Raw genomic sequence first — 26,060 nt, 5'->3', positions numbered from 1 at the left:
GATTTTTATTTGTCTGGAAGTGCACCAAATACCAAAGCACCATCATCAAAAACAGGAATCCTCGCTGTTTTTTGCATATTGGAAGTTAAGCCTTGAAAGGAATAATCATTTGAGGCATCCCATATATTCGCCCCATTTGGTGCAGATAATCGAAATTGTATTTCCTTCTTATGCTCTGATTCTCCTCCAGGAAAAATCGCTACGCCCGTAAAATCAATTTCTGCATAATATACGTGGGCTGATGCGTCATATACCTTCAGCGGAGATAAGGAAGCGCCTTCATTGTAGGCTGCTGTCACTTGAATATCTTTTTCAGTGAATCCCTTTGCAAAGACCTCACTCAGATTGACATAATATCTAAAGGACAGCGTTTGACTGCTTCTTGCCGGCCAGCCGGACCGATTGTATAGAACCGCCTTCACCTGAGTTGATGTTGTATCGTTATTCATCAGAGCTGCCTCTACAAAAAATTCATCCTGAGCCTGTTCTTTAGGCGGGAAATTTGGAAGCTTAGATTGCCCCTTTCCAAACAGCTGCACCATTTTGGCTATATTTCCAGTAAAGGCGGCATTATAGTCCGTCGCCACCTCGTTTGATACATAATCAGAGATGTCATCGTCATATTGATCCTGTGCATTAGGCCCACCAACAAGCGCTCCATAAAGAGTGTGCCGATGATACGGAGGATTTGTCAGCTGGTTAGACCATGAGCCATGTGCAGTTCGATGGTGTGGATGCTTCGGCGGGTTCTGGCCAAACCCAACGACATAGCTTCTATTTAGCGGATTATCACCTAGCATATAGTGAGTTTGCTTGATCGCAAACGTTTGATATCGATTCTTTTTTTCTTCATCTGAAACCCAATCAGCATAGACAAAGGCTAAAAATGCTGCATTTGCTGTATAACGAAGCGATCCCCATTGATCTAGCCATGCCAAACCGCCAGGCGTATAAGTGATTCTTTCGACTTTTCCATTTTGAACAAAACCCGTCGTCCAGTAATCGAGATTACGCTCTGTCGATTCTATAAATCGATTTTCTTTCGTGATTCTGGCGAGTAAGATTTGCGAAGCAAAAAAAGTATTGTCCCATGACATGGTAAACGTATAATCCCAATCCTTCGGCCATTCCTCTACTGCTTTTAGTGCTTGATTTAAATAGGTTTCTTCATTTGTTGCCAAGTACAGCCAGATTCCGCCCCAAATGAGTTCGTCAATATAGCCGCTCCAGGAGTTGTAAAACGGCTGAGCGTTTGTGACACAATCTGTATACTCGCCGCGATACCTGTCAGCAAATGCATAAAGCTGTTTCGCGTGGGTCAGAAGCTTTGCTGCATAAGGGGCATCTGTCTCTTTAAAAATGATAGAACCCGCTGCTAAAGCTGCAGCAGTTTGTGCGGCTACTTCTGTTCCTGGACAATTTTCATCAATTTTAAAAGCTGGCCGGCTCATCGGCATCACTTCTGCCGGTCCCCACCAAGCATGATCAGCGTTCCCATCACCTACCTGCGCCCAAAACTCGTTCGGACCTGTATGTGCTTTCAAAAAATAATCCGTTGCCCACCTGATTTGATCGAGGATGTCATCTAGCAGTTCTGCCTCTTCATAGGCTTCTCGGTATTCATATACTGTCCATGCAAGCACAGCTGCTGAGTAGGCCATCGGAAGCCCAAATTTCACATGATCACCTGCGTCATACCAGCCGCCAGTTAAATCATGCCCTACATCCTTCCCGTCCTCTAGTCCAGAATCTCCCCGCCAGTTGAGACGGCTGCTTTCGGGAAGCTTTCCAGACCGCTGCGCTTCATAAAACAACAAGGATTTTTGAAGAACCTCTACATAATTATAAGATGCCATTTCCGTATGACTCACTCCTTCTTTTTAGTCAAACATGAATAGACAAGCCACCTCCTTTTATTCAGAACGTGATTTGAACAGTTTTGAAAAGAATCAAATACGTTTCAAAAATAAGCATAGTAAACAGCAATCAGCTTTACGCTCATCGAAGGTTTTTTCTCTTGATTCTTTTTGTGACTGTACCCAGAATGATCATATGTCGCATGAGAACATTTCAGACGGCGAAATTCTCTTTTTTGCTCTATTTGGGTAGAAAGAATGACATACAATCTCTTCTCTTAAAACATCACGTTAAATCAAGGTATATGAATGAATAAGAAAATGATTCCATTTGGTGGAAAATCTTTATTAGTTAACATAATAAAATTATTGTATATGAAAAAAAGAACGCCCCTTTAAGGACGCTCTTTATGAATCGCATTAAAACAAAGAAAGCTGGTTTTGATCGGGAAGTGCTTCTAAGCAGCCTTGACGATCTAAATATTCTAGGATCGTTTTCGACACTTTTCCGCGTTTTTGTAAATCTTCTTTTGAAAGGAATTCCCCGTCTTGTCGTGCGCGAACAATATTTAACGCAACGTTTGTTCCGAGTCCAGGGATCGAGTTGAATGGCGGAATTAATCCATCTCCATCAATGATAAACTCTGTTGCACTTGATCGGTAGAGGTCCACTTTTTTGAAATGGTAGCCTCTTTCACACATTTCAAGTGCAAGCTCTAGTACAGTTAATAGGTTCTTTTCTTTCGGTGATGCATCTAGACCTTTTGAGTTAATATCGTCCATGACTGCTCGAATCGCATTCGATCCTTTTGTCATTGTTTCGATATCAAAGTCATCTGCACGAACGGTAAAGTAAGCCGCATAGTATAAAAGTGCATGATGCACCTTGAAGTAGGCAATCCGTACAGCCATTAATACGTAAGCAGCTGCGTGGGCCTTAGGGAACATGTATTTGATCTTTTTACAAGAATCAATATACCAGTTCGGTACATTATTATTCTTCATTTCTTCTTCCCATTCAGGGGGAAGCCCCTTTCCTTTACGAACAGACTCCATGATTTTAAATGCGAGTGACGGCTCTAAGCCCTGATAGATGAGATAGACCATAATATCGTCACGACACCCAATCACTTCACTTAGTTCACACGTTTTATTGTGAATGAGTTCTTGCGCGTTTCCGAGCCATACATCCGTCCCGTGTGATAGTCCAGAGATCTGAACGAGCTCTGAGAAGGTCGTTGGTTTTGTATCCTCAAGCATTTGCCGAACAAACCTTGTCCCAAACTCCGGAATACCGAGTGTACCTGTTTTACAGCCAATTTGCTCTTCTGTTACACCTAGAGGCTCTGTTCCTTGGAAAATTTTCATTACTTCAGGATCGTCTGTTGGAATCGTTTTTGGATCAATTCCGCTTAAATCCTGAAGCATACGAATAACCGTTGGATCATCGTGCCCTAGTATATCCAGCTTGAGCAAGTTGTCATGGATTGAATGGAAATCAAAATGCGTCGTTTTCCAATCAGAACCTGTCGCATCTGCTGGATATTGAATTGGTGAGAAATCATAAATGTCCATATAATCCGGCACTACGATAATACCGCCTGGGTGCTGGCCCGTTGTCCGTTTGACCCCTGTACAGCCTTGGACAAGCCGGTCGATTTCTGCGCCCCTCATATGAAGATTATGATCTCCTGCGTAGCCTTTCACGTAACCATATGCTGTTTTTTCTGCAACAGTACCAATCGTACCTGCTCGGTATACATACTCTTCACCGAACAGCTCTTTCGTATAGTTATGTGCAATCGGCTGATATTCACCTGAGAAGTTCAAGTCGATATCAGGGACTTTGTCTCCTTTAAAACCTAAGAACGTTTCAAACGGAATATCATGTCCATCTTTTTTGTACGGCGTACCACATTCTGGGCAGTCTTTGTCAGGAAGGTCAAAGCCTGAACCAACAGATCCGTCATTAAAGAACTCCGAATGCTTACAGCTTGGACATACATAATGCGGGGCAAGTGGGTTCACTTCGGTAATCTCTGTTAATGTTGCAACAAGAGATGAGCCGACAGATCCCCTTGAACCAACAAGATATCCATCATCAAGTGATTTCTTTACAAGCTTATGAGAGATTAAGTAAATAACGGCGAATCCATGGCCGATAATACTTTTTAATTCTTTCTCAATACGGTCTTCTACAATTTTCGGCAAATCATCTCCGTAGATGCTGCGCGCCATTTGATAGCTCATTTCCCGTATTTCTTCATCTGCACCTTCAATTTTTGGTGTGTATAGGTCATCTTTGATTGGTTTAATGCTTTCGACCATCTCAGATACTTTTTTCGTATTCGCCACGACGATCTCTTTCGCTTTTTCGTCTCCTAGGAAGGAGAATGCTTCAAGCATTTCATCTGTCGTTCTAAAATGAACTTTTGGCAGTTCGTGACGGTTAAGCGGATTTGCTCCACCCTGTGATGAAATTAAGATTTTACGATAAATTTTGTCTTCTGGATGCAGATAATGCACATTTCCAGTTGCCACGACTGGTTTATTGAGCTTTTCGCCAAGCTTCACAATGTTTGTGATGATTTCTTTTAACGCACGTTCATCTCGAACAAGCTCCAGCTGCAGCAGATGCTGATACACTTCTGGCGGATGAACTTCTAAATAGTCGTAAAATGCTGCAATGTCTTCCACCTCATCAGGTGATTTTTGCATCATCCCTTCAAAGACCTCACCCTTATCACAGGCAGACCCGATAATTAAACCTTCTCGATATTTCTCAAGCTGTGAGCGCGGAATGCGCGGCACCCGGTAGAAATAATGAATATGAGAAAGAGAAACAAGTTTGAATAAATTTTTCAGACCGGTCTCATTTTGTGCGATCAGAATGGCATGGTAAGGACGTGAGCGCTGGTAGGCATTAGACTGACCCATGTTTTCATTCAATTGATCGTGATAGGCAATTTCTTTTTCAGCCGCATCTTTTAGCATCTTCAGCATGAGGTAGCCTGTCGCCTCTGCATCGTAAATGGCCCGGTGATGCTGCGTCAGTTCTATATCGAACTTTTTACAAAGTGTATTGAGCCGGTGATTTTTAAATTCAGGGTAAAGGAATCGGCCAAGTTCAAGTGTATCAATCACAGGGTTTGACGCTTTATCTGTTTTTAACAGGCGTTTGTACGCTGCATTTAAAAAGCCCATATCAAAACTTGCATTGTGCGCAACAAGGATATCTTGTCCAATCCATTCTTTGAAATCGCGCACGACATCGACGACATCTGGAGCATCTCTGACCATATCATCCGTAATACCCGTTAATTCGATCGTTGTCGCTGATAATGGGTGATGAGGATTTGCAAATGCCTCAAAGCGGTCAATGATTTCCCCGCCTTTTATTTTCACTGCTGCCAGCTCAATGATCGTGTCATAAACGGCTGAAAGTCCAGTTGTCTCTACGTCAAATACGACATACGTCGCGTCATCTAACAAACGGTGCTCCGGATTATAGGCAATGGGTACTCCGTCGTCCACCAAGTTGATTTCCACACCGTACATCATTTTGATGTCATGCTTTTTACTTGCTGCATACGCATCTGGGAAGGATTGTACAACCGCATGATCCGTCAGAGCAATCGCTTCATGTCCCCATTTTTTTGCTTGTTCCACCAGCCTGCCAATGCCAGTGACAGCATCCATTTGGCTCATTGGGGAATGCAAATGAAGCTCGACACGTTTTTCACCCTCAGGTGCCGTATCCTCTTTCAGCTGAGGTTTCATTTCATTGACGTCATTGGCAATCATGACAAGGTCTCTGACAAACGTATCGTTTTGAATGCTTCCTCTTGCTTTGACCCACATGCCTTTTTTCAATGATTTCATCAGCTGGGCATCTTCTTTTTCTCTTGCAAACATTTTGATTAAAATACTGTTTGTATAATCTGTAATCTTAAAGATACAAAGCGTTCTGCCGCTTTTCAGCTCACGCGTTTCTGCATCGAATACGTAGCCTTGAACGGTGATTCTTCGTTCCTCATCCATAATACTATCAAGCGTACGGATTTCTTCATTGTCTTTAATTTGATAGCCAATCATGAGAGGACCAGACGGAGCTTCATCCTGCTCCTCACTTTCCTTCTTCTCCATCTCAGTGAGGGCTTGCATCGCTCTTTCTTGATCTTCAGCAAGCTTTTGTTCTCTGAACTTCTGAATCTCTTGATCTGATACAAAAATTTCTGTATCGAATTGCAGCTCTGGAAAGCCCACTTGTTTAAAAGCAGCCTGGAGCATTGGGCTGTACTTCTTCTTGATGGCCAAAGCCTCTGTTTCGCTTTTCGTTTTGATGATGATTTTATGTCCAGACAGCGATGGTTTTTGCTGCTGAAGCAAGCTGATGATTGGAGGAGAAATTCCTTGAAGCTCTTCCACACAATGTGACCAATACGATTGAACGAGCTCTTCAGAGATGTTCGGATCATTGACTTCAATCGTACAAGTGACTTGTGCAATATGAGAAAATGCATTTGTCAGCCTGCTGAGAAACATCGCATATACCTTGTAAGGCAGAAGCGCCTTAAATTTAAAAAGGAAATGCCACGTTTTCGTCGCCTTATGCACCGTCAATTTGACGATTTCTCCTTCTTCAAAATAACGACTGAGGTCATCATCTGTCATTTGAATCTGATTGAGTAATATATGAAATTGCCGCCGTGTGATCGGTAATTGTTCATCCAAGACAGAACCCTCCTTTTGTCAATCAGAAAGGTACCTCTTTTCTACTGGAGGTACCTTCATTTTTTTGTTCGTTTTTATGCTTGGCGTATAAATGAAATCAGCTCATCAACAGATACTTCATGTGATTCACCTGATTTTCTAAACTTCACTTCAACAATGCCTTCTTCTGAACGTTTTCCACAGCTAATGCGAATTGGCAGCCCAATTAAATCACTGTCTGCAAATTTTACTCCGGCACGCTCTTGGCGGTCATCGAAAAGTACGTCAAAGCCCTCATCTTCTAAGCGCTCGTATAACGTTTCAGCCAGCTCTTTTTGAGCATCGTTTTTCATATTTAATGCAAGGAGATGAAGGTCATATGGCGCAACAGTTTCGGGCCAAATGATTCCTTTCTCATCGTGATGCTGTTCAACAATTGCTGAAAGAGTTCTAGAGATACCGATACCATAGCATCCCATAATCATTGGCTGCGCTCGTCCATTCTCATCGAGGTACGTCGCATCCATTGACTCAGAATAACGAGTGCCTAGTTTAAAGACTTGTCCTACTTCAATCCCTTTGGCAAACTGGATTGTGCCTTCTCCATCTGGAGAAACATCTCCTTCTTGAATTAAACGAAGATCTGTGAATTCTTTCACTGATACATCACGCGCAGGATTGACATTGACATAGTGATAATCCGCTTCGTTTGCACCTGCGACAGCATTTGTCATGCCTTTAACCGCAAGGTCTGCATAAATATCGACTTCTGCTTCCAGCTTCACAGGACCAACAAACCCAGGCTCTGTTCCAATGACTTCTAGTACTTCTTCGCGAGTAGCAAGCTCTACAAGCTGTGCTCCTACCAAGTTTTTCACTTTCACATCATTTACTTCATGGTCGCCTCTAGTCAGGATTAGAACATATGCATCATCTGCTTTAAACAAAACAGATTTGATACAAAGAGAAGGATCAACTTCTAAAAATCCAGCGATGTCTTGAATCGTTTTTACTTGCGGTGTGTGGACTTTTTCAAGTTCTTTGAAGTCCGCAGGATTTGCTTCTTCTCCGTGATAAACTGCTTCAGCCATTTCAATGTTCGCAGCATAGGAAGATGTGTCAGAGTATGCAATTGTATCTTCTCCTACTTCTGACAGTGCCATAAACTCATGTGTATCTTTTCCTCCCATTGCACCAGAATCTGCAATGACTGGTCTAAAATTAAGACCTACTTTTGAGAATACATTGGAGTAAGCTGTAAACATCTTGTTGTATGTGTCATCAAGGCTTTCTGGTGAAGAATGGAATGAGTACGCATCCTTCATAATAAATTCACGTCCGCGCAGCAGCCCAAAACGCGGTCTCTGTTCATCGCGGAATTTTGATTGAATTTGATAAAGAGTTAAAGGAAGCTTCTTATACGATTTTACTTCGCTGCGTACGAGTGATGTGATCACCTCTTCGTGCGTTGGGCCAAGTGCGAACTCGCGGCCATGACGATCTTTCATACGCATCAATTCTGGACCGTATGTATACCATCTTCCTGACTCTTGCCACATTTCTGCCTGCTGCAGCACTGGCATTAACAGCTCAGCTGCTCCTGCCTTTTCCATTTCCTTGCGAACAATGGATTGAATATGCTGGATGACTTTATGAGCAAGCGGCAGATAATGATAGATTCCGCTTGTATTTTGTCTAATGAACCCAGCTCTTACTAAGAGCTGATGACTTTTTGCCTCAGCATCTGCCGGCACCTCTCGAAGAGTTGGAATGAAAGTCAGGGATTGTCTCATGTCGTTACACCTCATTTATGAAATAGGACTTCTCACAAAAACTCTTGTTTCCCGTAATGAGAAACAAGAGACATTGGTTTTTATAAAAATAATCGCTGGATGTCATTCCACGTAACCACTAGCATTAACAGCATGAGGAATGCAACACCGATAAAGACAACAAGTGCTTCTTTCTCACGATTAATTGGTTTACCACGAATGGCTTCAACAAACAAGAATAGTAAACGTCCTCCGTCTAGTGCAGGAATCGGTAATAAATTCACGATGCCTAAGTTGATACTAAGGAACGCCGCAAACTGCATTAATGTTAACACACCTTGCTTGGCTACTTCTCCTGTCATGTCATAGATCCCAACAGGACCCGCTAACATATCTAGTGAAAATTGTCCTGTGACAATTTTTTGCAAGTTCGTTAAAATCAGACCTGCTGTTGAAATCACAGTCGTTCCTGAGGATGAAATAACCTTCAGAAATCCATTTTCCGTTGGCGGATAAGATCCGAAACGGCCAATGCTTTTTCCGTCTGCTTTCACAGCTTCTGGTACAACCTGCACAGTGCTTTCTTTGCCGTCTCGGTCAATGACGACATTCATTTTTTTCTCAGGGTTCTTTTGAACGGTTTGAACGACGTCTGTCCAAGAATTCATTTTATCCCCGTTAATGGACACGATGTGGTCACCCTGCATGAGTCCAGCTTCTGCCGCTCGGCCGTCTTTCGTCAGCTTGCCGAGTACAGGATCATCAACGGTTACCCCTTGAATAAAGCCTAAAGCAACCAAAATCACATATGCCAGGATAAAGTTCATAATCGGTCCAGCTGCGATCGCTTTAATACGCTGCCATACCGTTTTTGATCCAAATTGACGATTGTATGGTGCGATTTGAATTTCTTCACCATCTGCAATATAAAAGCTTGTTTGACTGACATTGTAGCCAGTCAAAATATCTTCATTTCCAGCTTCATATCCTGAGATTCTCATGGCATGATCTAAATCAATCTGCTCAACTTCGATGACAAGTGCATCAGGATATTTTTCTTTGTCATTTAAAATGATTTTTTCTACTTCATTTTGCTCATTGAATAAGAGCCCCACTGTATGACCTGGTTTAATTTCAATGACTTCAGGGTCCTCTCCTGCCATTTTAACAAATCCGCCAATAGGGAGCAGTCTAATGGTATAAACGGTTTCCTTTCGTTTAAAGGAGAAAATCTTCGGCCCAAAACCAATTGCGAACTCGCGGCATAAAATCCCCGCTCGCTGCGCCATAATTAAATGGCCAAGCTCGTGGAAAAAAACGAGCGTTCCAAAAATAATAATAAACGCAATCACTGTATTCACGAACATACCACCTTATGTGAGGATTGATTGAACAAAGTCTCGTGTATCTTTGTCCACTTCATGGATATCTTGCAAACTAGGCGTTGAAATCACATGATGTCTATTTAGTGCCTTTTCAATCAATTCTTCAATTTGCAGGAACGTTACTTTGCCTTTCAGAAATGCATCAACTGCCATTTCATTTGCTGCATTGAGCACAGCAGGCATTGTCCCTCCTATTTTACCTGATTCATAAGCAAAATGTAAGCAGCGATACCTGTCAAAATCCGCTTTTTGGAAATTCAATTGTCCAATCTCCCAAAGGTTCAATGATTTCGCTTCTGGTAATGGCGCCCTGTCAGGGTATGTGAGTGCATATTGAATGGGCACTCTCATGTCTGGTGTCCCTAACTGAGCCATGACGCTTTTGTCGTGAAATTCCACCATCGAATGGATAATGCTCTCTTTATGTAACAGCACATCAATTTGTTCATAAGGTATATCAAACAACCAATGTGCCTCAATCACCTCGAGCCCTTTATTCATCATCGTCGCTGAATCAATGGTAATTTTCGCTCCCATTGACCAGTTTGGGTGGTTCAGCGCTTCTTCAACCGTAACACCTTCAAGTTCAGTTCGTTTTTTATCTCGGAAACTACCACCTGAAGCTGTCACGATTAAGCGTTCAATGTTTTTAGCTTGTTCACCTTGCAGGCATTGAAAAATAGCGGAATGCTCACTATCGACAGGAAGTAAAGGTACATCATATGTTTTCGCGTACTCTTTTACTATATGACCAGCTGTGACAAGTGTTTCCTTATTTGCGAGTGCAATCGTCTTTTTTTGTTCAATGGCCTTTAATGTTGGAACAAGCCCAACACTTCCTACAAGTGCATTGACCACAACGTCCACTGCATCATAGGTCGCTGCCTCGATGTTGGCTTCATCACCAGCAGCCATCTTGACATCGTATTCAAATGAATGACCTTTTAGCGTCTGATAAGTCTCTTCACTTAAACATCCGACAAATTCAGGCTGAAACTGTTCTATGATTGGAATGGCCTTATCTACATTTCGGCCAAATGTCATGGCTTTCAGCTTAAATTTGTCTGGGTGCTGCCTAATCACATCTAATGTTTGTTCTCCAATTGATCCTGTTGCGCCTAATAGCGAAATATATTTCAAATTGCCACTCCTTCTCTCGTTCAATAAGTTTCTATGAGGTTAGCTGGCAAACGTTGCGAGCAGTAAATATAAAAACGGCAGAACGAATAAAAAGCTGTCAAACCTGTCCAAAATCCCGCCATGTCCAGGGAGAATTGTCCCTGAATCCTTTACGTGATAATGACGCTTTAAAGCAGATTCCACAAGGTCGCCCAGCTGTCCAAAGATACTGAGCAAAAGAGTAATAAACATAACAAGCAGATATGATGGCAAAAATCCTGTAACCGCCTGAAACACAAATGACAACACGACCGCTGTGACGATTCCGCCGATAAATCCTTCTACTGTTTTGTTTGGGCTGATCTCTGGCCAGAGCTTTCGTTTCCCCATAGATTTCCCAATAAAGTAAGCACCTGAGTCAGTGGACCAAATAATCACTGCTGCGAAGAAGATCGCACTCATGCCATATAAGCCTCTAATTTGGATGAAATAATAGAAACTGACGCCAATATATAATGTCGCTAATACAACAAAAGCAACCTCATCGAATGTGAAAGAGTTTTTGCTCAACACTGTATAAGTTAAAAGGATTAAGACTGCAAATAAAGCAATTTGCATTTTTGATGCGTCTACGTTTGGGAAGAGGCTGTTCTCTCCGCCCATTAAAAGCCAAAGCAATATTAAGCTGACAATACCAGGAAAGCTGAAAATCGATATCTTTTTCATTCTTAGAAGCTCAAAGAGAGCGACACTTCCCATTAAGTAAATCAGCAGGGTAAATGGCATCTGTCCATATATAACCGCAAGTAAAAAGACTGCAGCTGCCAAAACACCCGTCAAAATTCTTTGTTTCATCTGCACCACCCTCTAAATTCCACCGAACCTCCGGCCGCGGCGCTGGTATTCTCCGATAGCGCCTATAAGATGCTCATCAGAAAAGTCAGGCCAAAGCACATCCGTAAAGACAAACTCGCTGTATGCAATTTGCCAAAGCATAAAGTTACTTAATCTAATTTCTCCACTTGTGCGAATAAGCAAATCCGGATCTTGAAGAGATTCTGTCATTAAATAAGCTGAAAACATCTCTTCTGTGATGTCTTCTGCTTGAAGCTTACCTTCTTTGACTTTTTCAGAAATTTGTCTGCATGCGGAGACGATTTCTGTGCGCCCTCCATAGTTGAGCGCAAAATTCAAAACGAGTCCGTCGTTATTCGCCGTACTCTTTACTGCGTTCTCTACCGCTCTTTTCGTATGCTGCGGGAGGCCGTCTGGATCACCTGTTAAGCGCACACGGACATTTTCCTCGATGAGTTCAGGCAGGTAGATGTTCAAAAATTCTTCAGGAAGCTTCATTAAAAAGTCTACTTCTAGTTTTGGACGTTTCCAATTTTCCGTAGAGAAAGCATACAAAGTCAGCACTTTGACATTCAGCTCATTTGCAAGCTTTGTCATGCGCTTGACGACTTTCATTCCTTCATGATGTCCTGCTACCCGTGGAAGAGCACGTTTTTTCGCCCATCTTCCGTTCCCATCCATGATAATGGCGATATGTTCAGGAATTTCTCCATTTAATATGTCTTCTTTTGTCAGGCTTTCTAAGTTGGAAGCAGCAGTTTGCTGATTCTTCCAATTTTTGAGTATATTGAGCATGAGATTCCTCCATCACCCAAAAAGGTTGCGTTCCCGCTAATAATATAGTCACCAACAGTATTAACAAAAAAACCCCCTGTAAACATGAAGAGGGTCTTTTCACTATTATCTATTGTACATAGTTTTTTCTTAAACTTCCATGATTTCTTTTTCTTTATCTTTCGTCACGTCATCAATTTTAGCGACATATTCATCTGTCAATTTTTGAACATCCTCTGTCGATGATCTTAATTCATCTTCAGTGATCTCACCATTTTTCTCAAGCTTTTTCAACTCATCGTTTGCATCACGACGAACATTACGAACAGCTACTTTTGCTTCTTCTGAATATTTTCTTACCACTTTCACAAGCTCTTTACGTCTTTCTTCTGTTAGTGCAGGAATCGCAATGCGGATCACATTTCCGTCACTTGTTGGCGTGATGCCAAGATCAGACTTTTGGATCGATTTTTCGATATCACCGATGGCTGTTTTATCATAAGGTGTGATAATCAGCATACGTGCTTCTGGCACTGTGATTGACGCGATTTGGTTGAGTGGTGTTTGTGCACCGTAATAATCAACCGTCACTTTATCAAGCAATGAAGCATTTGCTCTGCCCGCACGAACAGTTGCTAGTTCACGTCCGTATGCTTGAACGGCTTTTTCCATTTTTTCTTTCGTTTGGTTCAATACTTCTTTTGACACGTTATTTCCCCCTCACAATCGTTCCAATTGATTCGCCATTGACGGCACGTTTAATATTTCCTTCTTCCATAATGGAGAATACGATTAATGGAATGTCATTGTCCATACATAATGAGGACGCAGTAGAATCCATTACAGCAAGCCCTTCTTTTAACACGTCAAGATATGAAAGCTTATCATATTTTACTGCATCCGCATCTGTACGAGGATCAGCACTGTAGACACCGTCTACATTATTTTTCGCCATTAAAATGACATCTGCTTCAATTTCTGCTGCACGAAGTGCTGCCGTTGTATCTGTAGAGAAATAAGGGTTACCAGTACCTGCAGCAAAAATCACGACACGTTTCTTCTCAAGATGACGGATCGCTTTTCTTCTTATGTATGGCTCTGCAACCTGTCTCATTTCGATAGAGGTTTGTACCCTAGACTGAATGCCAAGCGTTTCTAGGCTGTCCTGTAGCGCGAGTGAATTCATCACTGTTGCCAGCATGCCCATGTAGTCTGCTGTTGCACGGTCCATTCCTAAGTCACTGCCTGTCTTACCGCGCCAAAGGTTTCCTCCGCCTACAACAACTGCAACCTCAACATCAAGCTCTGCAATTTCTTTTACTTGCTTTGCAATTGATTGAATGACAGTTGGGTTAATTCCATTTCCAGCATCACCTGCTAGTGCTTCGCCACTTAGCTTCAGTACAATGCGATTATATTTCGGTTTGCTCATGATAACCTCCAAGTGTAAACTATACCGTCTCTTATTATGCGTAAGAAACTGTCTTTTGTAAATCAATATCCTCTAAAAAATAGGGAACACAGTGCTTGTGCTCCCTAAAAAAGCCCCAGAGAGCTTTTCAAACATTATTTTTTCACTTGGCTCATAACTTCTTCAGCAAAGTTGTCTTGACGCTTTTCAATACCTTCGCCCACTTCATAGCGAACATAAGTTTGAATGCTTGCGTTTTTCGCAGCTACTACTTGTTTCACTTTTTCATCTGGGTTTTTAACGAATGCTTGGTCAAGTAAGCAAATTTCTTCGAAGAATTTGTTTAGACGGCCTTCTACCATTTTAGCTACGATATTTTCAGGCTTTCCTTCTTGAAGCGCTTGCTGTGTTAATACTTCGCGCTCACGATTTGCTTCTTCTTCTGACACTTGGTCACGTGAAATGTATTTAGGGTTTACAGCAGCAACGTGCATTGCAATGTCTCTTGCAAGCTCTTCGTCAGTTGTTCCGTTAAGAACAGCTAACACACCGATGCGTCCGCCCATGTGTAAGTAAGAACCGAATGCTGCGTTATCTTCTTTCGTGATAACAGAGAAACGACGTAGAGTGATTTTCTCTCCGATTTTTGCAATTGCAGATGTGATATGCTCTTCTACAGTTGAACCGTTTTCCATTTTAGAAGCATGAGCTTCTTCAATTGTTGCAGGTTTAGCAGCAAGCAAATGATCAGCAAGTTCGTTAAGAAGTGATTGGAATCCTTCGTTTTTCGCAACGAAATCAGTCTCAGAGTTCACTTCTAGGATCACGCCTGTGTTGCCGTCAGTTTTGATAAGAGTTAATCCTTCTGCAGCAATACGGTCTGCTTTTTTCGCAGCTTTTGCAATTCCTTTTTCTCTTAGAAGATCGATTGCTTTGTCGATGTCACCATCAGTTTCTGTTAACGCTTTTTTACAGTCCATCATACCTGCACCAGTTTTTTGACGCAGTTCTTTAACTAATTGAGCAGTAATTGCCATTTTACATTTCCTCCTTCTATGTTAAAACACGGATTACTAGGTGAAAAAAAGGTGATAAAAGGCATTTCCCTCTTATCACCTTTTGAATAGGTTACGCAGTTGTTGTTTCAGTTTCTGTCGTTTCTTCTACAACAGCTTCTTCTTCGCCTTGTTTAGACTCAAGAATCGCATCTGCCATTTTAGCAGTTAGAAGTTTTACAGCACGGATTGCATCATCGTTTGCAGGGATCACAACATCAATTTCGTCTGGATCACAGTTTGTGTCAACGATACCGATGATTGGGATATTCAATTTACGAGCTTCTGCAACTGCAATACGCTCTTTACGAGGGTCGATAATGAAAAGTGCATCCGGAAGACCTTTCATGTCTTTGATTCCGCCTAGGAATTTTTCAAGACGCTCTAATTCTTTTTTCAGTTGAACGACTTCTTTCTTAGGAAGAACATCGAATGTACCGTTTTCTTGCATTTTTTCAATATCTTTTAAACGTTTGATACGTTTTTGGATTGTTTCAAAGTTTGTTAAAGTTCCACCAAGCCAGCGTTGGTTCACATAGAACATACCAGAACGGATTGCTTCTTCTTTCACTGAATCTTGTGCTTGCTTTTTCGTACCAACGAAAAGGATTTTTCCTCCGTCAGCAGCAAGGTTTTTCGTGAAGTTGTAAGCTTCTTCTACTTTTTTCACCGTTTTTTGAAGATCGATGATGTAGATACCGTTACGCTCTGTAAAGATGTAACGCTTCATTTTTGGGTTCCAACGGCGCGTTTGGTGACCGAAGTGAACACCAGCTTCTAGCAATTGTTTCATAGAAATAACTGACATTTTGTTGCCTCCTAATATAATGGTTTTTTTTCCTCCGCTCAAGTCATGTTCACATAAAACTGCGCCACGGCAGCACCTTCATACGAATCATTAAGCGTGTGTATTTAACACCAAGAAATAATATAACACATGATGGACTGACAATCAAGAATCCTTTACAGCTTTCCGCTAAATTTTAATAAAAGCTCAATTTCTGTCTTGCCAGTTTTCAGTTCTTTCGCTATTTCTTCTAGCGAATGCCCTTTGTCATATAAGGTCTTCACTTGGTCCTCGAATGTTTCTTCTATTTCACTTTCAGAAGGCACAGAAGCTTCTGATTCAAGATGTGGAACGGGTTCGTTTACCTTCTCTTCCTGCACTTCAACTTCACTAAGGAGAGCCGACAAGTGCTCTGGTACTGGATCTTCACTTTCTACCGATTGCTGGGATTCAATTGGTGGTTGTGGCTGCTTTGGTGTCTGAAAATCCGATTTCAGCTCTTCAGCAGAAAAATCAGGGGAAGCGGCTGCCACTTTTGATAGTTTGTCATTCTCTTCTTTGACTTCCATCAAAAATGCAGCCAGGGTATTTTCCGTTTCTTCTAGAAGTTCTCGCTGCTTTTGTTCAGTTGCCTTCAGCGAATTCATTCTCGTATATAAAATGATCACAAAATAAATAAGTGCAGCATGAAGCATGAAGCTAATCAGCCATAACATATTTTTTCACTCACTAACTCTTTAAGATTGAATGGCTTTATCAAGCAGATGCTTAAGCTTGAACAATGCCTTTGAATGAATTTGCGAAATGCGCGAGGTCGATAAATTGAGCACGTGACCGATTTCTGTTAACGTCAGTTCCTCTTTATAGAAAAGACTGATCACGAGCTTTTCTTTTTCCGATAGCTCGGTCATTTTTTCAGCAAGCTGTTCTATTAATTCATCTTTCAGCATCTTCTCTTCAGGTGTCACTGTTTTCTCGTCGCGAATCATGACTTGGACGTTTTCACCGTCTTCTTGATCATGCAGCTTCTCGTCGATTGAAAGCAGATTCGCAAAGAATCCTTCATTCATTGTTGTGACAACATCCTGTTCACTCATGCCAAGTTCCTCTGCCACTTCTGTCGGCGTCACATTTCGTAAATAGCGCTGTTCAAGCTTTTCAATAGCCGCTTCTACTTTTTTTGTTTTTTCTCTTGATGTACGAGGCAGCCAGTCCTCTTTACGAAGACCGTCGATGATGGCCCCGCGGATTCTGAAGGATGCATATGTATCAAACTTCAGATCTCTTCCGGGGTCGAATTTTTCAAGGGCATCATATAAACCGAGCATCCCTAGACTGATCAAGTCTTCTTTATGCACTGACTTCGGGAGTCCGATGGAAATTCTTCCAACATGATATGTGACGAGCGGCATATAGCGGCGCATAAGATCATCTCCAGCAGCTGGGTCCTTCCACTCTTTCCATCTAGCCCATAGCGCCTGATCTTCGTAATTTAAGGATTGCATCTTTCTCCCCCTATACTTCCTTAGTTATATCTTCATAGTGCCTTGCTTCACAGTGCGGATCTCAAGCTCTGTCGTAAGCGGATCAAATTCAATCGTACGGCCATTGTTCCCGCCCGTATCCTCACTAATGATCGGGATGCGATAAAGAGACAGATGTTCTTTAACAGCTGATACGTTTCTAGGTCCAATTCTCATTAGATCATTGGTTGACTTAAACTTAAACATTTCTGCGCCGCCAGCAAGTTTTGCCTTTAGCGCATGTTTGCGTGCTCCTTCTTTAAGAAGCAGATCAATTGTATGCTTGACACCTGTATCTGCATATTTAGCCAAGTTCTCCACTGCCCCTTTTGCAAGGGATGAGTCTGGAAGCATGACATGGACAAGACCTGCCAGTTTTTTTTCTTGATCAAACAGAACAAGTCCTACACAAGAACCAAGTCCGGATGTCCGAATGCGGTCCGGTGTTTTCACAAGCTGAACATCCGCTATACCAACCTTTACAACTGCCGGAATCTGAACGTTCATTACAGGTTACCTAATGCTTTGAATAGTTTTTCAAACGATTCAAAGTCTGGTAATAGAAACATATTTCCTTTCAGCTCTTGCTTATTTTGATCATCAAAAATCGATGTATCAATCACAATTGCCTGATCCCCTAGAGGGCTGAATTGCATTAACCCTTCACTAATGACAGCCCCGAACATATCGAGCGTAACATCTGGAACACTTGGGTGAAGCTGCAATTTTGTTAAATCAGCAAGGGCTGATAAATAAGAGCCTGCTAAAATATTTCCCAGCTCGTGTAGTGCTGACGTCCCCATCACATGCTCGTGAATGGTATCAATATCAAATGCCGGATCCTGTACAAGCTCTCTTACAAATTGCTCTGCTTGCTCAAATGGCATAATGAAAAAGATAGAGCCGGATAAATCTCCTTCCATGCGCAGGAAAATGCTTGCAACTGGGAGGTCTGCACCGCCAAAGAAATCCATTAATTCTTCAAACGAGAGAACCTTGACAAACGGAACAGCCATATCTATTTTGCGATCCAATAGGCTGGCAAGAGCAGACGCGGCGTGGCCTGCTCCAATATTCCCAACCTCTCTTAATACATCCAGCTGTTCATCTTTTATTTCATTGAAAATGCTCATTTCACATCCTCCTTAATGAACAGGTGCATCTTGAACGCTCTTGTCGAGGACGGCACCAGGATGAATGATATTAAATAGACGCTGATCATGCTTAATGATACCTGTCACCCATGATTGTCCTTCTTTTTCAGCTGATTCAGGAGAAGATTCTACTTCTTCTTGATGGACTGTAATGACATCATTCGCTTCATCAACAATCCAGCCGACTTCAATGTCACCAACTTGTACAATAATCATTCTTGTTTCATCTGTAATGTCGTTGTCAGTTGATCCAAGTCTGACTCTAAGGTCGATGACAGGTGTCACGACACCGCGCAGATTAATAACACCGCATATATAAGGGGCAACGCCAGGGACTCTTGTCGGCTGCTGCCATTTTTCAATGGACTTTACTTCTGATACTGAAATGGCGTATTCTTTTTTGTTTACGATAAACACAATCATCTTTTCGCCAGTTTTGATATCTGTACTCATTTCAGACCGCTCCTCTATTGTTTTTTACTTGATCAGTGCATTACAGTCAACGATGAGTGCAACTTGACCGTCGCCTAGGATTGTTGCGCCTGAGATCGCAAACACGTTTGGCAGGTAATCTCCTAGTGATTTCAATACAACCTCTTGCTGACCAATAAATGAATCGACCACAAATGCTGTCAGCTTATCTCCTTTACGAACAACGATGATGTGCAGTTCTTCCTCTAATTCATTCGCATTTGGTACGTGGAATTGTTTCTTCAAGTACACGACCGGTACGATAAATCCGCGGAAATCAATCACTTCACGATCATGCGTTTGAAGGATGTCGCTTTTCTTAATGACAGCCGTTTCAATAATAGAAGAAATCGGAATCGCAAATGTTTCCTCTTCCAATTTCACAAGAAGAACGGAAATAATCGATAATGTAAGCGGAAGCTGGATCGAGAATAGTGAGCCCTGTCCTTCTGTTGAGTTGATGCTCACAGATCCACCTAGTGATTCCAGCTTGTTTTTCACAACGTCAAGGCCTACACCGCGGCCTGAGATGTCAGAAATCGTATCAGCTGTAGAGAAACCTGCTGCAAAGATCAATGAATCAATTTGATGATCTTCAAGCGTTTCCGCTTCTCTTTCAGTAATAACCCCGCGCTCTAATGCTTTTTCAAGCACTTTCTTACGGTTAATTCCGCCGCCATCATCTTCTACTTCAATGAAGACGTGGTTTCCGCTATGATACGCCTTTAATAGAACGGTGCCTTTTTCTGGCTTGCCTTTTTTCACACGTTCTTCTGGCGATTCAATTCCGTGATCTAGACTGTTTCTAAGTAAGTGTAAGAGCGGATCTCCAATCTCGTCGATGACTGTTCGATCAAGCTCTGTCTCAGCACCTTCAATGATCAGTTCAATTTTCTTATTCAGCTCTTTTGTCAATTGACGAATCATACGCGGGAATCTGTTAAACACTGTTTCCACAGGTACCATTCTCATGTTCAGGATGATCGATTGCAGGTCTCCAGAAATACGTGTCATTCTTTCAACGGTGTCTGTGAGTTCGTTATTTTCTAATTCTTTGGCAATCTGCTCTAAACGGCCTCTGTCAATCACTAGTTCTTCAAATAGATTCATTAGAGAATCGAGACGGTCAATGTTGACACGAATCGTTTTTGTTCCGCCAGCTGCACCGTTATTGCCATTTGCTTTTGGCGCATCGCTTGCTGGTGCTTTCGCAGCAGGCACAGATACTTCTTCTTTTTCCTGTTCAGGTTTTGCCTCTTGTTTTTCAGCTGGAGCCGCTTCTTCAAATGCAGAGACTTCTGAGATCTCAACATGTTCAACTTCTGAGATCGCCATCACGATTTTTTTCACTTCATCCATCGGTTGTTTAGATAAATAAGAAATACTGAATTCAGATTCGAAATCTTCTGATTCTAAAAGTTCTGCATTTGGAACTGTTTTGACGACCTCGCCTGCTTCGTTCAGTCTTTCAAAGATCATATAGACACGAACGGCTTTTAATAAGCATGCGTCACTTAATGTCACATTGAGTTCATAACATTTAAAGCCTTGTTCCCTCGCTTCATCAAGCACTGTTCGTTCAAATTCGTTATATTCTAAGTCGTTAGCAGCCGCAGCTGATACATCCGCTGTCTCAACACTAGGAGCTGCCTCAGCATGGCTTCCTGTCACATCTAGCTTTTTACTAACCTCTGTGACATCGCGTTTCCCATCTCCGCCTTCTGCAATTGATTGAACCATTGCTTCGAGGTGATCAAGTGCTTCAAACATCGTGTCCATTGACTCAGGTGTGACAATCATTTGTTCATTTCGAATGGCATCAAACATGTTTTCTAAATGATGTGTGAGCTGAGCCATATCAGCGTAGCCCATCGTTGCACTCATACCTTTCAATGTGTGAGCCGCTCTGAATATATCATTCACTAGCTGCAAGTCGGTTGGGTTCTTTTCTAAATCAAGAAGTTTTTCATTACAAGTTTGTAAGTGTTCTCTGCTTTCATCTAAAAAGATATCTAAGTATTGGTTTACATCCAACGTGTTCACGCCCTCTCTTTTTTCATGGAGCTTATAATTGCATGTGCGATGTCATCCACATGCCTTGTTTCATGTGCAAGGCCTGCTTTAATGACTGATTTAGGCATTCCGAAAACAACACATGATTCTTCTTTTTCTGCAATGACTTTCGTATGACCGCTTGCGACCATTTTTTTGACACCTTCTGTGCCGTCACTACCCATGCCTGTCATAATGACAGCAATTTTCTCGTAACCCTTTATATTGCTGATGGATTCAAATAAATAGTTAACAGAGGGTTTGTGCCGGCTTTCCGTGTCCTCTGGAGACAGCCTGATGACTAAGGATGCCCCTTGTTCATGAAGTGACATATTCATTCCACCAGGAGCTATGTAAGCCACTCCATTTTTAGCGATATCTCCATCTTGTGCTTCTTTAATCGAAATTTGAGATAAATGGTCCAACCTAGTAGCAAGTGATGCCGTAAATCCTGCCGGCATATGCTGCACAATCAAAATGGGTGCTTCTATGTCCTTTGGCAGCTTCGTGACGACTCGTTGAAGTGCTCTTGGCCCTCCCGTCGATGTTCCGATTGAAATAATCTTTCGGAGTGAGCTGCTTTTTACTGCTTGCGGGCGAGGAAAAGCCACTGGACTTGGCGTCTTCATCACCGGCTTAGGAGAAATCTGCACTTCTGTGCGTTTCCTTGACATCCCTGCCGCAAGCACTCGCTCTACAATTTGGCCTCTTACTTTGTGCAAATCGAGCGAAATACTTCCTGAAGGCTTTGTCACAAAGTCAAACGCACCAAGTTCTAAGCAATGGATGGTTAAATCTTTCCCTTGCTTTGTCTGGCTTGACACCATAATCACGGCAAGGTCGTGTTCAGCCAGGATTTGTTTTAATGCTTCTGTTCCATTTAAAACAGGCATTTCCACATCTAGTGTGACAACATCTGGATTCAGTTCCTTGATCCGTTTTAAGGCATCTTCCCCATTTCGCGCCGTTCCGACGACTTCTATTTCTTGCTCGGCACTTAGGAAATCACTAATGAGCTTTCGCATAAAGGCCGAGTCATCTACTACAAGCACTCTAATCATGAGTCCACCTTCCTCCTTTTAAAAAAAGAGGACAACTTATCTATAAACGTATGCTGCTCTCTCTGTGCCTCTCTTATCTGCTGTTGATAAAGTGTTTCTGCCAGCATCTTGATCGTTTTACTCAACCTTGAATGAGGCTGCTTGATATAAAATGGAATTTGTTCAGCCACTGCTTTTGGAACCGCAGGATCATCTGGCACAGCACCAGTAAATACTAGTTTTCTGTGTAGAAATGATGTGACCACTCCTGCTAATTTCCGGTAGGTTTCAGACCCTTCTGACGGGGTTTTACACCGGTTGACAATGATTTGCACAGATTGTTCAAACTGATGAATAGCTAAGTGTTTAATTGCGCTGTAGGCATCCATGATCGATGTTGGTTCTGGCGTTGTCACAACCACAACTTCTCCTGCTGATAAAACAAAAGGCAGTTGATCTTTTGACAAGCCGGCACCCATATCAAAGAAGATACAATCAAAGTCGTGCATCATTCTTTCCATTTCCTCTAGAAAGAACGACCATTGATCTTTATCTAAAGAAAACAGCTGTTCAAGTCCGCTTCCGCCAGAAATGTAATAAAGGTTGTTCGTTCCTTGTGTCATAGCTGCTCGGATAGATTTCTTCCTGACAAGAACATCTAATATAGAGCTAGTCGATGTTTTTCCTAGTAAAATATCAATATTCCCCATACCAAAATCAAGGTCGATGACTAACACTCGCTTGCCTGCATTTGCGATAGACAGTGCCATATTCAGCGTCAAATTTGATTTTCCTACTCCGCCTTTACCGCTCATGACAGCAATAGTTTTTGCCTGTCCGCTTATACCAAGAGGAGCCGGTGTGATCGTTTGATTCTGCTGAACGAGCTTTCTTAAACCTTCCGCTTGGTCGGGCTTCATCATTGTAAGACCATCCTTGTTAATTCAAGAGGAGAGCCCTCAAGAATATCCTCAGGTACATTTTGACCATTTGTTAAAAAGCCAAGTCCGATTTGAGAGTCTGTAATGATTTGAAAGATTGTTCCCATCGTGTCTGTTTCATCTACCTTTGTAAAAATGAATTGGTCGATTGGAACGTGTTCAAATCGTTTAACCATGGCTCTCATGTCCTGATACTTCGAGGTCGCACTCATCACTAGGAAACTTTGAAAGCTTTCATCAAATGGAATAATGTCTGTCAGCTCTTTGATATACGCTTCTTCTTTAAAGTTACGACCGGCTGTGTCTACGAAAATATGATCATACTCTTTAAAGGTCTCTTGAGCTTTCACAAAATCCTCTCTCGAATAACAAACCTCAAGCGGTGCATTGAGCAGTTCCGCGTATGTTTTCAGTTGTTCGATCGCTGCAATTCGGTACGTATCTGTTGTAATAAAAGCGATTTTCTTTTGCTTCTGAATGGCAGTTTTGGCAGCCAGCTTTGCAATTGTTGTTGTTTTACCAGCCCCAGTCGAACCAAACAGCACAATGTATTTTGAACGAATCATCGGCTCATCAGAGGTGTGAGCCGGCAGCATATCTGTCAGCAGTTGTTCAAGTTCTTTTTGAATTTGATCTTCCTTGACAGCACCTTTCGTTAAAAGACCTTTTAGGCATTCGTCCCGAATGGCATCATCAAGACCTTGATCCTTAAGCTTTTGATCGATTGCCATGAGAGGATCAGGCAGAATACCAGCATGCCGCTCATTCCTCGCATATTCTAAAGGCTGAGCATGAGAAGGTACTGGTTTCACTGCCTCAGGAGCAAAGGATGGCTCTTCAGGCCGGTGTTGAACCTGCTCCTTTTTCGGAAATACTGGAAGAGGAGGCGCAGGATGTACACCTTTACCCGCTCTTTCTTCAAAATCTTGATCCAGCACAGCTATTACTTCAACCATTTGCTGTTTCTTTAAACCGAATAGCTTTCGTTTAACAACGGTTTTGGAATTTAAAATGACGGCATCTTTCCCAAGCTGCTGCCTAATTTGAATTGTTGCCTCCTGCATTGAATTCGCTGTGATTTTTTTCATTTTCATTAGATATCCACCACTCCGATGCTCTGTACTTCCACATTTGCTTCTAGTTCGTTATAAGATAGTACCGGTAAATCCGGGAAATATCTTTCTAACAGCTGCTTGACGTACATTCTTATAGGAGGTGAGCACAATAGAACCGGCGTTTCCTGACGAAGCGAAAGCTGTTCAATTTCTCTCGCCACTGATTGAATCACACTTTCAGAGGATTCTGGATCTAATGATAAGTAGTTGCCATGCTCTGTCTGCTGTACGCTGTCAGCAATCACCTTTTCCACTCGGCCTGAGCATGTCACGACTTTGAGCGATTCATTTTCTCTTGCATATTGTGCGGTAATCTGTCTTGCCAGCGCCTGTCTGACATACTCTGTTAACAAATCTGTATCCGTCGTTAATTTTCCGTAGTCTGCAAGCGTCTCAAAAATGGTGACAAGATTTCGAATAGAAACCTTTTCTTTCAACAGTTTTGCCAACACTTTTTGAATATCACCAACTGCTAGTGGATTTGGGGTCACCTCATCCACTAACACAGGATAACTTTCTTTCAGATGATCGATTAATTGCTTCGTTTCTTGACGTCCGAGCAGTTCGTGTGTGTTTTGTCTAATCTTCTCTGTGATGTGAGTAGACACAACAGATGCAGGATCTACAACCGTATAGCCGAGCATCTCAGCCTGATCTTTTTCTGCTTCTGAGATCCATTTAGCCGGAAGACCAAAGGATGGCTCGATTGTTTCAATTCCTTCAATCGGATCATCATCAGGCGTAGGAGACATCGCTAAGTAGTGATCAAGCAGCAGCTCACCTTTTGCCACTTCGTTCCCTTTTATTTTGAGTCGATACTCATTTGGGTTAAGTGCAATGTTGTCTCGAATTCGGACAACTGGAATCACAAGACCTAGTTCAAGGGCAAGCTGCCTTCGGATCATCACAATTCGGTCTAACAGGTCACCGCCTTGATTTGCATCGGCTAGCGGAATCAAGCCATAGCCAAACTCAAATTCAATGGCATCCATTTGGAGAAGGTGAATGACACTTTCTGGACTTTTCATCTCTTCTACCTCTGCCTGTTCCTCTAGTACCTCTTCTATTTCTTCTTGATCCTGTTTGTTTTTTGACATCAAGTATGCACCGAGGGCAAGTAAACCTGCGATCGGTCCTGTCAAAAGTACGCCGATTGGAGTAAACAACCCAAGAAGGAAGATCGTACCTGCTGTGACGTAAAGCATAGCTGGGAATGCAAACAGCTGTTCAGTGATATCTGACCCAAGGTTCCCATTAGAAGCAGCCCTTGTGACGACAATCCCTGTCGCTGTTGAAATGAGAAGTGCAGGAATTTGTGAAACAATCCCGTCTCCTACCGTTAATAATGTAAAGTGGGAAGCTGATTCTTGAATCGACATTCCTTGCTGAAGCATCCCAATAATAATCCCAAAAATAATATTAATAATGACGATGATAATACCTGCGATGGCATCTCCTTTGACGAACTTACTTGCCCCATCCATCGCACCATAAAAGTCTGCTTCTCTCGCTACTTTTTCACGGCGATTTCTCGCTTCACTTTCTGTCAGCATCCCTGCATTTAAATCTGCATCAATACTCATTTGTTTCCCTGGCATCGCATCGAGGGTAAATCTTGCCGCAACCTCTGAAACACGCTCAGCCCCTTTGGTAATGACAACAAATTGAATGATGATCAGAATAAGGAAGACCACCAGACCAACGAGTATATTTCCTCCAACAACAAATGAACCAAACGTTTCTACAACCTTTCCAGCGTCTCCAGTTGATAGGATAGATCGTGTTGTAGAGATGTTAAGCCCTAAGCGGAACAGCGTTAAGAGCAAAAGCAATGATGGAAATATTGAAAATTGCAGTGGTTCTTGCATGTTCATTGTGGTGAGAAGCACGATAAGCGCAAGAGATATATTAATAATGATTAAAATACTTAATAGCATTGGCGGAAATGGTATGACCAGCATCGCCACAATTAAAATAACACTGAATAAAACAGATAAATCTCTTGCTGCCATGCCTGTTCTCTCCTTTTAAAACCAA

21 protein-coding genes are annotated in these 26,060 nt (G+C 42.1%); all 21 read right to left on the bottom strand.

Annotated features, from left to right (window positions below; all coding sequences use genetic code 11):
• Positions 1-5: 5 nt before the first annotated feature.
• Entirely contained in the window at positions 6-1,856 is a 1,851-nt protein-coding gene (locus MHH26_RS05820; RefSeq protein ID WP_106030849.1) for a glycoside hydrolase family 9 protein, read from the bottom strand.
• A 420-nt stretch (positions 1,857-2,276) separates the two neighbouring features.
• Positions 2,277-6,530: a PolC-type DNA polymerase III gene (locus MHH26_RS05815; protein ID WP_240667871.1), complete on the bottom strand. Its 4,254-nt coding sequence runs from the start codon at positions 6,528-6,530 to the stop codon at positions 2,277-2,279.
• 134 nt (positions 6,531-6,664) lie between these two features.
• Positions 6,665-8,362: a proline--tRNA ligase gene (locus MHH26_RS05810; RefSeq protein ID WP_034662305.1), complete on the bottom strand. Its 1,698-nt coding sequence runs from the start codon at positions 8,360-8,362 to the stop codon at positions 6,665-6,667.
• An 80-nt stretch (positions 8,363-8,442) separates the two neighbouring features.
• On the bottom strand, positions 8,443-9,708 hold the full coding sequence (rseP, locus tag MHH26_RS05805) for an RIP metalloprotease RseP (protein ID WP_095285177.1): 1,266 nt from the start codon (positions 9,706-9,708) through the stop codon (positions 8,443-8,445).
• 6 nt (positions 9,709-9,714) lie between these two features.
• Positions 9,715-10,866 (bottom strand): 1-deoxy-D-xylulose-5-phosphate reductoisomerase, encoded by a 1,152-nt coding sequence (dxr, locus tag MHH26_RS05800; RefSeq protein ID WP_060596277.1) that lies wholly within the window; start codon positions 10,864-10,866, stop codon positions 9,715-9,717.
• A 39-nt stretch (positions 10,867-10,905) separates the two neighbouring features.
• A complete protein-coding gene (locus MHH26_RS05795) occupies positions 10,906-11,700 on the bottom strand; it encodes a phosphatidate cytidylyltransferase (protein WP_340972712.1) in 795 nt (264 codons plus the stop codon).
• Positions 11,701-11,712: 12 nt separating this feature from the next.
• Entirely contained in the window at positions 11,713-12,495 is a 783-nt protein-coding gene (locus tag MHH26_RS05790; RefSeq protein ID WP_034662319.1) for an isoprenyl transferase, read from the bottom strand.
• Positions 12,496-12,624: 129 nt separating this feature from the next.
• Positions 12,625-13,182 carry a ribosome recycling factor gene (gene frr, locus MHH26_RS05785; RefSeq protein ID WP_003212469.1) on the bottom strand — a complete coding sequence of 186 codons (558 nt, stop codon included), beginning with the start codon at positions 13,180-13,182 and terminating at the stop codon, positions 12,625-12,627.
• A gap of 1 nt (position 13,183) precedes the next feature.
• Positions 13,184-13,906, bottom strand: a complete 723-nt coding sequence (gene pyrH / locus MHH26_RS05780; protein WP_008344767.1) for a UMP kinase — start codon at positions 13,904-13,906, stop codon at positions 13,184-13,186.
• A 134-nt stretch (positions 13,907-14,040) separates the two neighbouring features.
• On the bottom strand, positions 14,041-14,922 hold the full coding sequence (tsf, locus tag MHH26_RS05775; protein ID WP_012009978.1) for a translation elongation factor Ts: 882 nt from the start codon (positions 14,920-14,922) through the stop codon (positions 14,041-14,043).
• 91 nt (positions 14,923-15,013) lie between these two features.
• The gene (rpsB, locus tag MHH26_RS05770) at positions 15,014-15,748 is read right to left on the bottom strand and encodes a 30S ribosomal protein S2 (RefSeq protein ID WP_003212093.1); all 735 of its coding nucleotides are present in this window, start codon (positions 15,746-15,748) and stop codon (positions 15,014-15,016) included.
• Between the two features lie 155 nt (positions 15,749-15,903).
• Complete coding sequence (locus MHH26_RS05765) at positions 15,904-16,443, bottom strand: hypothetical protein (protein WP_034662322.1); 540 nt, start codon at positions 16,441-16,443, stop codon at positions 15,904-15,906.
• Positions 16,444-16,464: 21 nt separating this feature from the next.
• Positions 16,465-17,232 carry a FliA/WhiG family RNA polymerase sigma factor gene (locus MHH26_RS05760; protein WP_012009976.1) on the bottom strand — a complete coding sequence of 256 codons (768 nt, stop codon included), beginning with the start codon at positions 17,230-17,232 and terminating at the stop codon, positions 16,465-16,467.
• 24 nt (positions 17,233-17,256) lie between these two features.
• Positions 17,257-17,757, bottom strand: a complete 501-nt coding sequence (locus MHH26_RS05755; RefSeq protein WP_034662325.1) for a chemotaxis protein CheD — start codon at positions 17,755-17,757, stop codon at positions 17,257-17,259.
• Positions 17,757-18,383, bottom strand: coding sequence for a chemotaxis protein CheC (locus MHH26_RS05750; RefSeq protein WP_034662328.1), 627 nt, complete (start codon positions 18,381-18,383; stop codon positions 17,757-17,759). Before MHH26_RS05750 ends, MHH26_RS05755 begins: the two co-directional genes overlap by 1 nt.
• 12 nt (positions 18,384-18,395) lie before the next feature.
• Entirely contained in the window at positions 18,396-18,857 is a 462-nt protein-coding gene (locus MHH26_RS05745) for a chemotaxis protein CheW (RefSeq protein WP_034662331.1), read from the bottom strand.
• 24 nt (positions 18,858-18,881) lie between these two features.
• The gene (locus MHH26_RS05740; protein WP_340972710.1) at positions 18,882-20,909 is read right to left on the bottom strand and encodes a chemotaxis protein CheA; all 2,028 of its coding nucleotides are present in this window, start codon (positions 20,907-20,909) and stop codon (positions 18,882-18,884) included.
• A gap of 5 nt (positions 20,910-20,914) precedes the next feature.
• Positions 20,915-21,988 (bottom strand): protein-glutamate methylesterase/protein-glutamine glutaminase, encoded by a 1,074-nt coding sequence (locus tag MHH26_RS05735; RefSeq protein ID WP_060596270.1) that lies wholly within the window; start codon positions 21,986-21,988, stop codon positions 20,915-20,917.
• On the bottom strand, positions 21,985-22,890 hold the full coding sequence (locus MHH26_RS05730; protein WP_307499620.1) for a MinD/ParA family protein: 906 nt from the start codon (positions 22,888-22,890) through the stop codon (positions 21,985-21,987). Before MHH26_RS05730 ends, MHH26_RS05735 begins: the two co-directional genes overlap by 4 nt.
• Positions 22,887-24,002 (bottom strand): flagellar biosynthesis protein FlhF, encoded by a 1,116-nt coding sequence (flhF, locus tag MHH26_RS05725; protein WP_334749108.1) that lies wholly within the window; start codon positions 24,000-24,002, stop codon positions 22,887-22,889. The genes MHH26_RS05730 and flhF overlap by 4 nt, the downstream gene beginning before the upstream one ends.
• Positions 24,002-26,035: a flagellar biosynthesis protein FlhA gene (flhA, locus tag MHH26_RS05720; protein ID WP_034662346.1), complete on the bottom strand. Its 2,034-nt coding sequence runs from the start codon at positions 26,033-26,035 to the stop codon at positions 24,002-24,004. The genes flhF and flhA overlap by 1 nt, the downstream gene beginning before the upstream one ends.
• Positions 26,036-26,060: the final 25 nt, after the last annotated feature.

Origin of the sequence: Bacillus sp. FSL K6-2839 (assembly GCF_038003365.1) — a bacterium.
Lineage (GTDB): Bacteria > Bacillota > Bacilli > Bacillales > Bacillaceae > Bacillus.
Note: the sequence above shows the minus strand (reverse complement) of the source record. Positions and strands in the feature narration are given on the sequence as shown.

What these genes read in the sequence shown, in the direction of transcription:
- flhA (WP_034662346.1), bottom strand. Translation starts at nt 26,035, where the DNA reads ATGGCAGCAAGAGATTTATCTGTTTTATTCAGTGTTATTTTAATTGTG.
- MHH26_RS05795 (WP_340972712.1), bottom strand. Translation starts at nt 11,700, where the DNA reads ATGAAACAAAGAATTTTGACGGGTGTTTTGGCAGCTGCAGTCTTTTTA.
- rpsB (WP_003212093.1), bottom strand. Translation starts at nt 15,748, where the DNA reads ATGTCAGTTATTTCTATGAAACAATTGCTAGAAGCTGGTGTTCACTTC.
- MHH26_RS05730 (WP_307499620.1), bottom strand. Translation starts at nt 22,890, where the DNA reads ATGATGAAGCCCGACCAAGCGGAAGGTTTAAGAAAGCTCGTTCAGCAG.
- rseP (WP_095285177.1), bottom strand. Translation starts at nt 9,708, where the DNA reads ATGTTCGTGAATACAGTGATTGCGTTTATTATTATTTTTGGAACGCTC.
- MHH26_RS05820 (WP_106030849.1), bottom strand. Translation starts at nt 1,856, where the DNA reads ATGGCATCTTATAATTATGTAGAGGTTCTTCAAAAATCCTTGTTGTTT.
- pyrH (WP_008344767.1), bottom strand. Translation starts at nt 13,906, where the DNA reads ATGAGCAAACCGAAATATAATCGCATTGTACTGAAGCTAAGTGGCGAA.
- MHH26_RS05810 (WP_034662305.1), bottom strand. Translation starts at nt 8,362, where the DNA reads ATGAGACAATCCCTGACTTTCATTCCAACTCTTCGAGAGGTGCCGGCA.
- MHH26_RS05750 (WP_034662328.1), bottom strand. Translation starts at nt 18,383, where the DNA reads ATGAGCATTTTCAATGAAATAAAAGATGAACAGCTGGATGTATTAAGA.
- MHH26_RS05765 (WP_034662322.1), bottom strand. Translation starts at nt 16,443, where the DNA reads ATGTTATGGCTGATTAGCTTCATGCTTCATGCTGCACTTATTTATTTT.
- MHH26_RS05760 (WP_012009976.1), bottom strand. Translation starts at nt 17,232, where the DNA reads ATGCAATCCTTAAATTACGAAGATCAGGCGCTATGGGCTAGATGGAAA.
- tsf (WP_012009978.1), bottom strand. Translation starts at nt 14,922, where the DNA reads ATGGCAATTACTGCTCAATTAGTTAAAGAACTGCGTCAAAAAACTGGT.
- MHH26_RS05745 (WP_034662331.1), bottom strand. Translation starts at nt 18,857, where the DNA reads ATGAGTACAGATATCAAAACTGGCGAAAAGATGATTGTGTTTATCGTA.
- MHH26_RS05755 (WP_034662325.1), bottom strand. Translation starts at nt 17,757, where the DNA reads ATGAACGTTCAGATTCCGGCAGTTGTAAAGGTTGGTATAGCGGATGTT.
- MHH26_RS05790 (WP_034662319.1), bottom strand. Translation starts at nt 12,495, where the DNA reads ATGCTCAATATACTCAAAAATTGGAAGAATCAGCAAACTGCTGCTTCC.
- MHH26_RS05735 (WP_060596270.1), bottom strand. Translation starts at nt 21,988, where the DNA reads ATGATTAGAGTGCTTGTAGTAGATGACTCGGCCTTTATGCGAAAGCTC.
- MHH26_RS05815 (WP_240667871.1), bottom strand. Translation starts at nt 6,530, where the DNA reads ATGACAGATGATGACCTCAGTCGTTATTTTGAAGAAGGAGAAATCGTC.
- flhF (WP_334749108.1), bottom strand. Translation starts at nt 24,002, where the DNA reads ATGAAAATGAAAAAAATCACAGCGAATTCAATGCAGGAGGCAACAATT.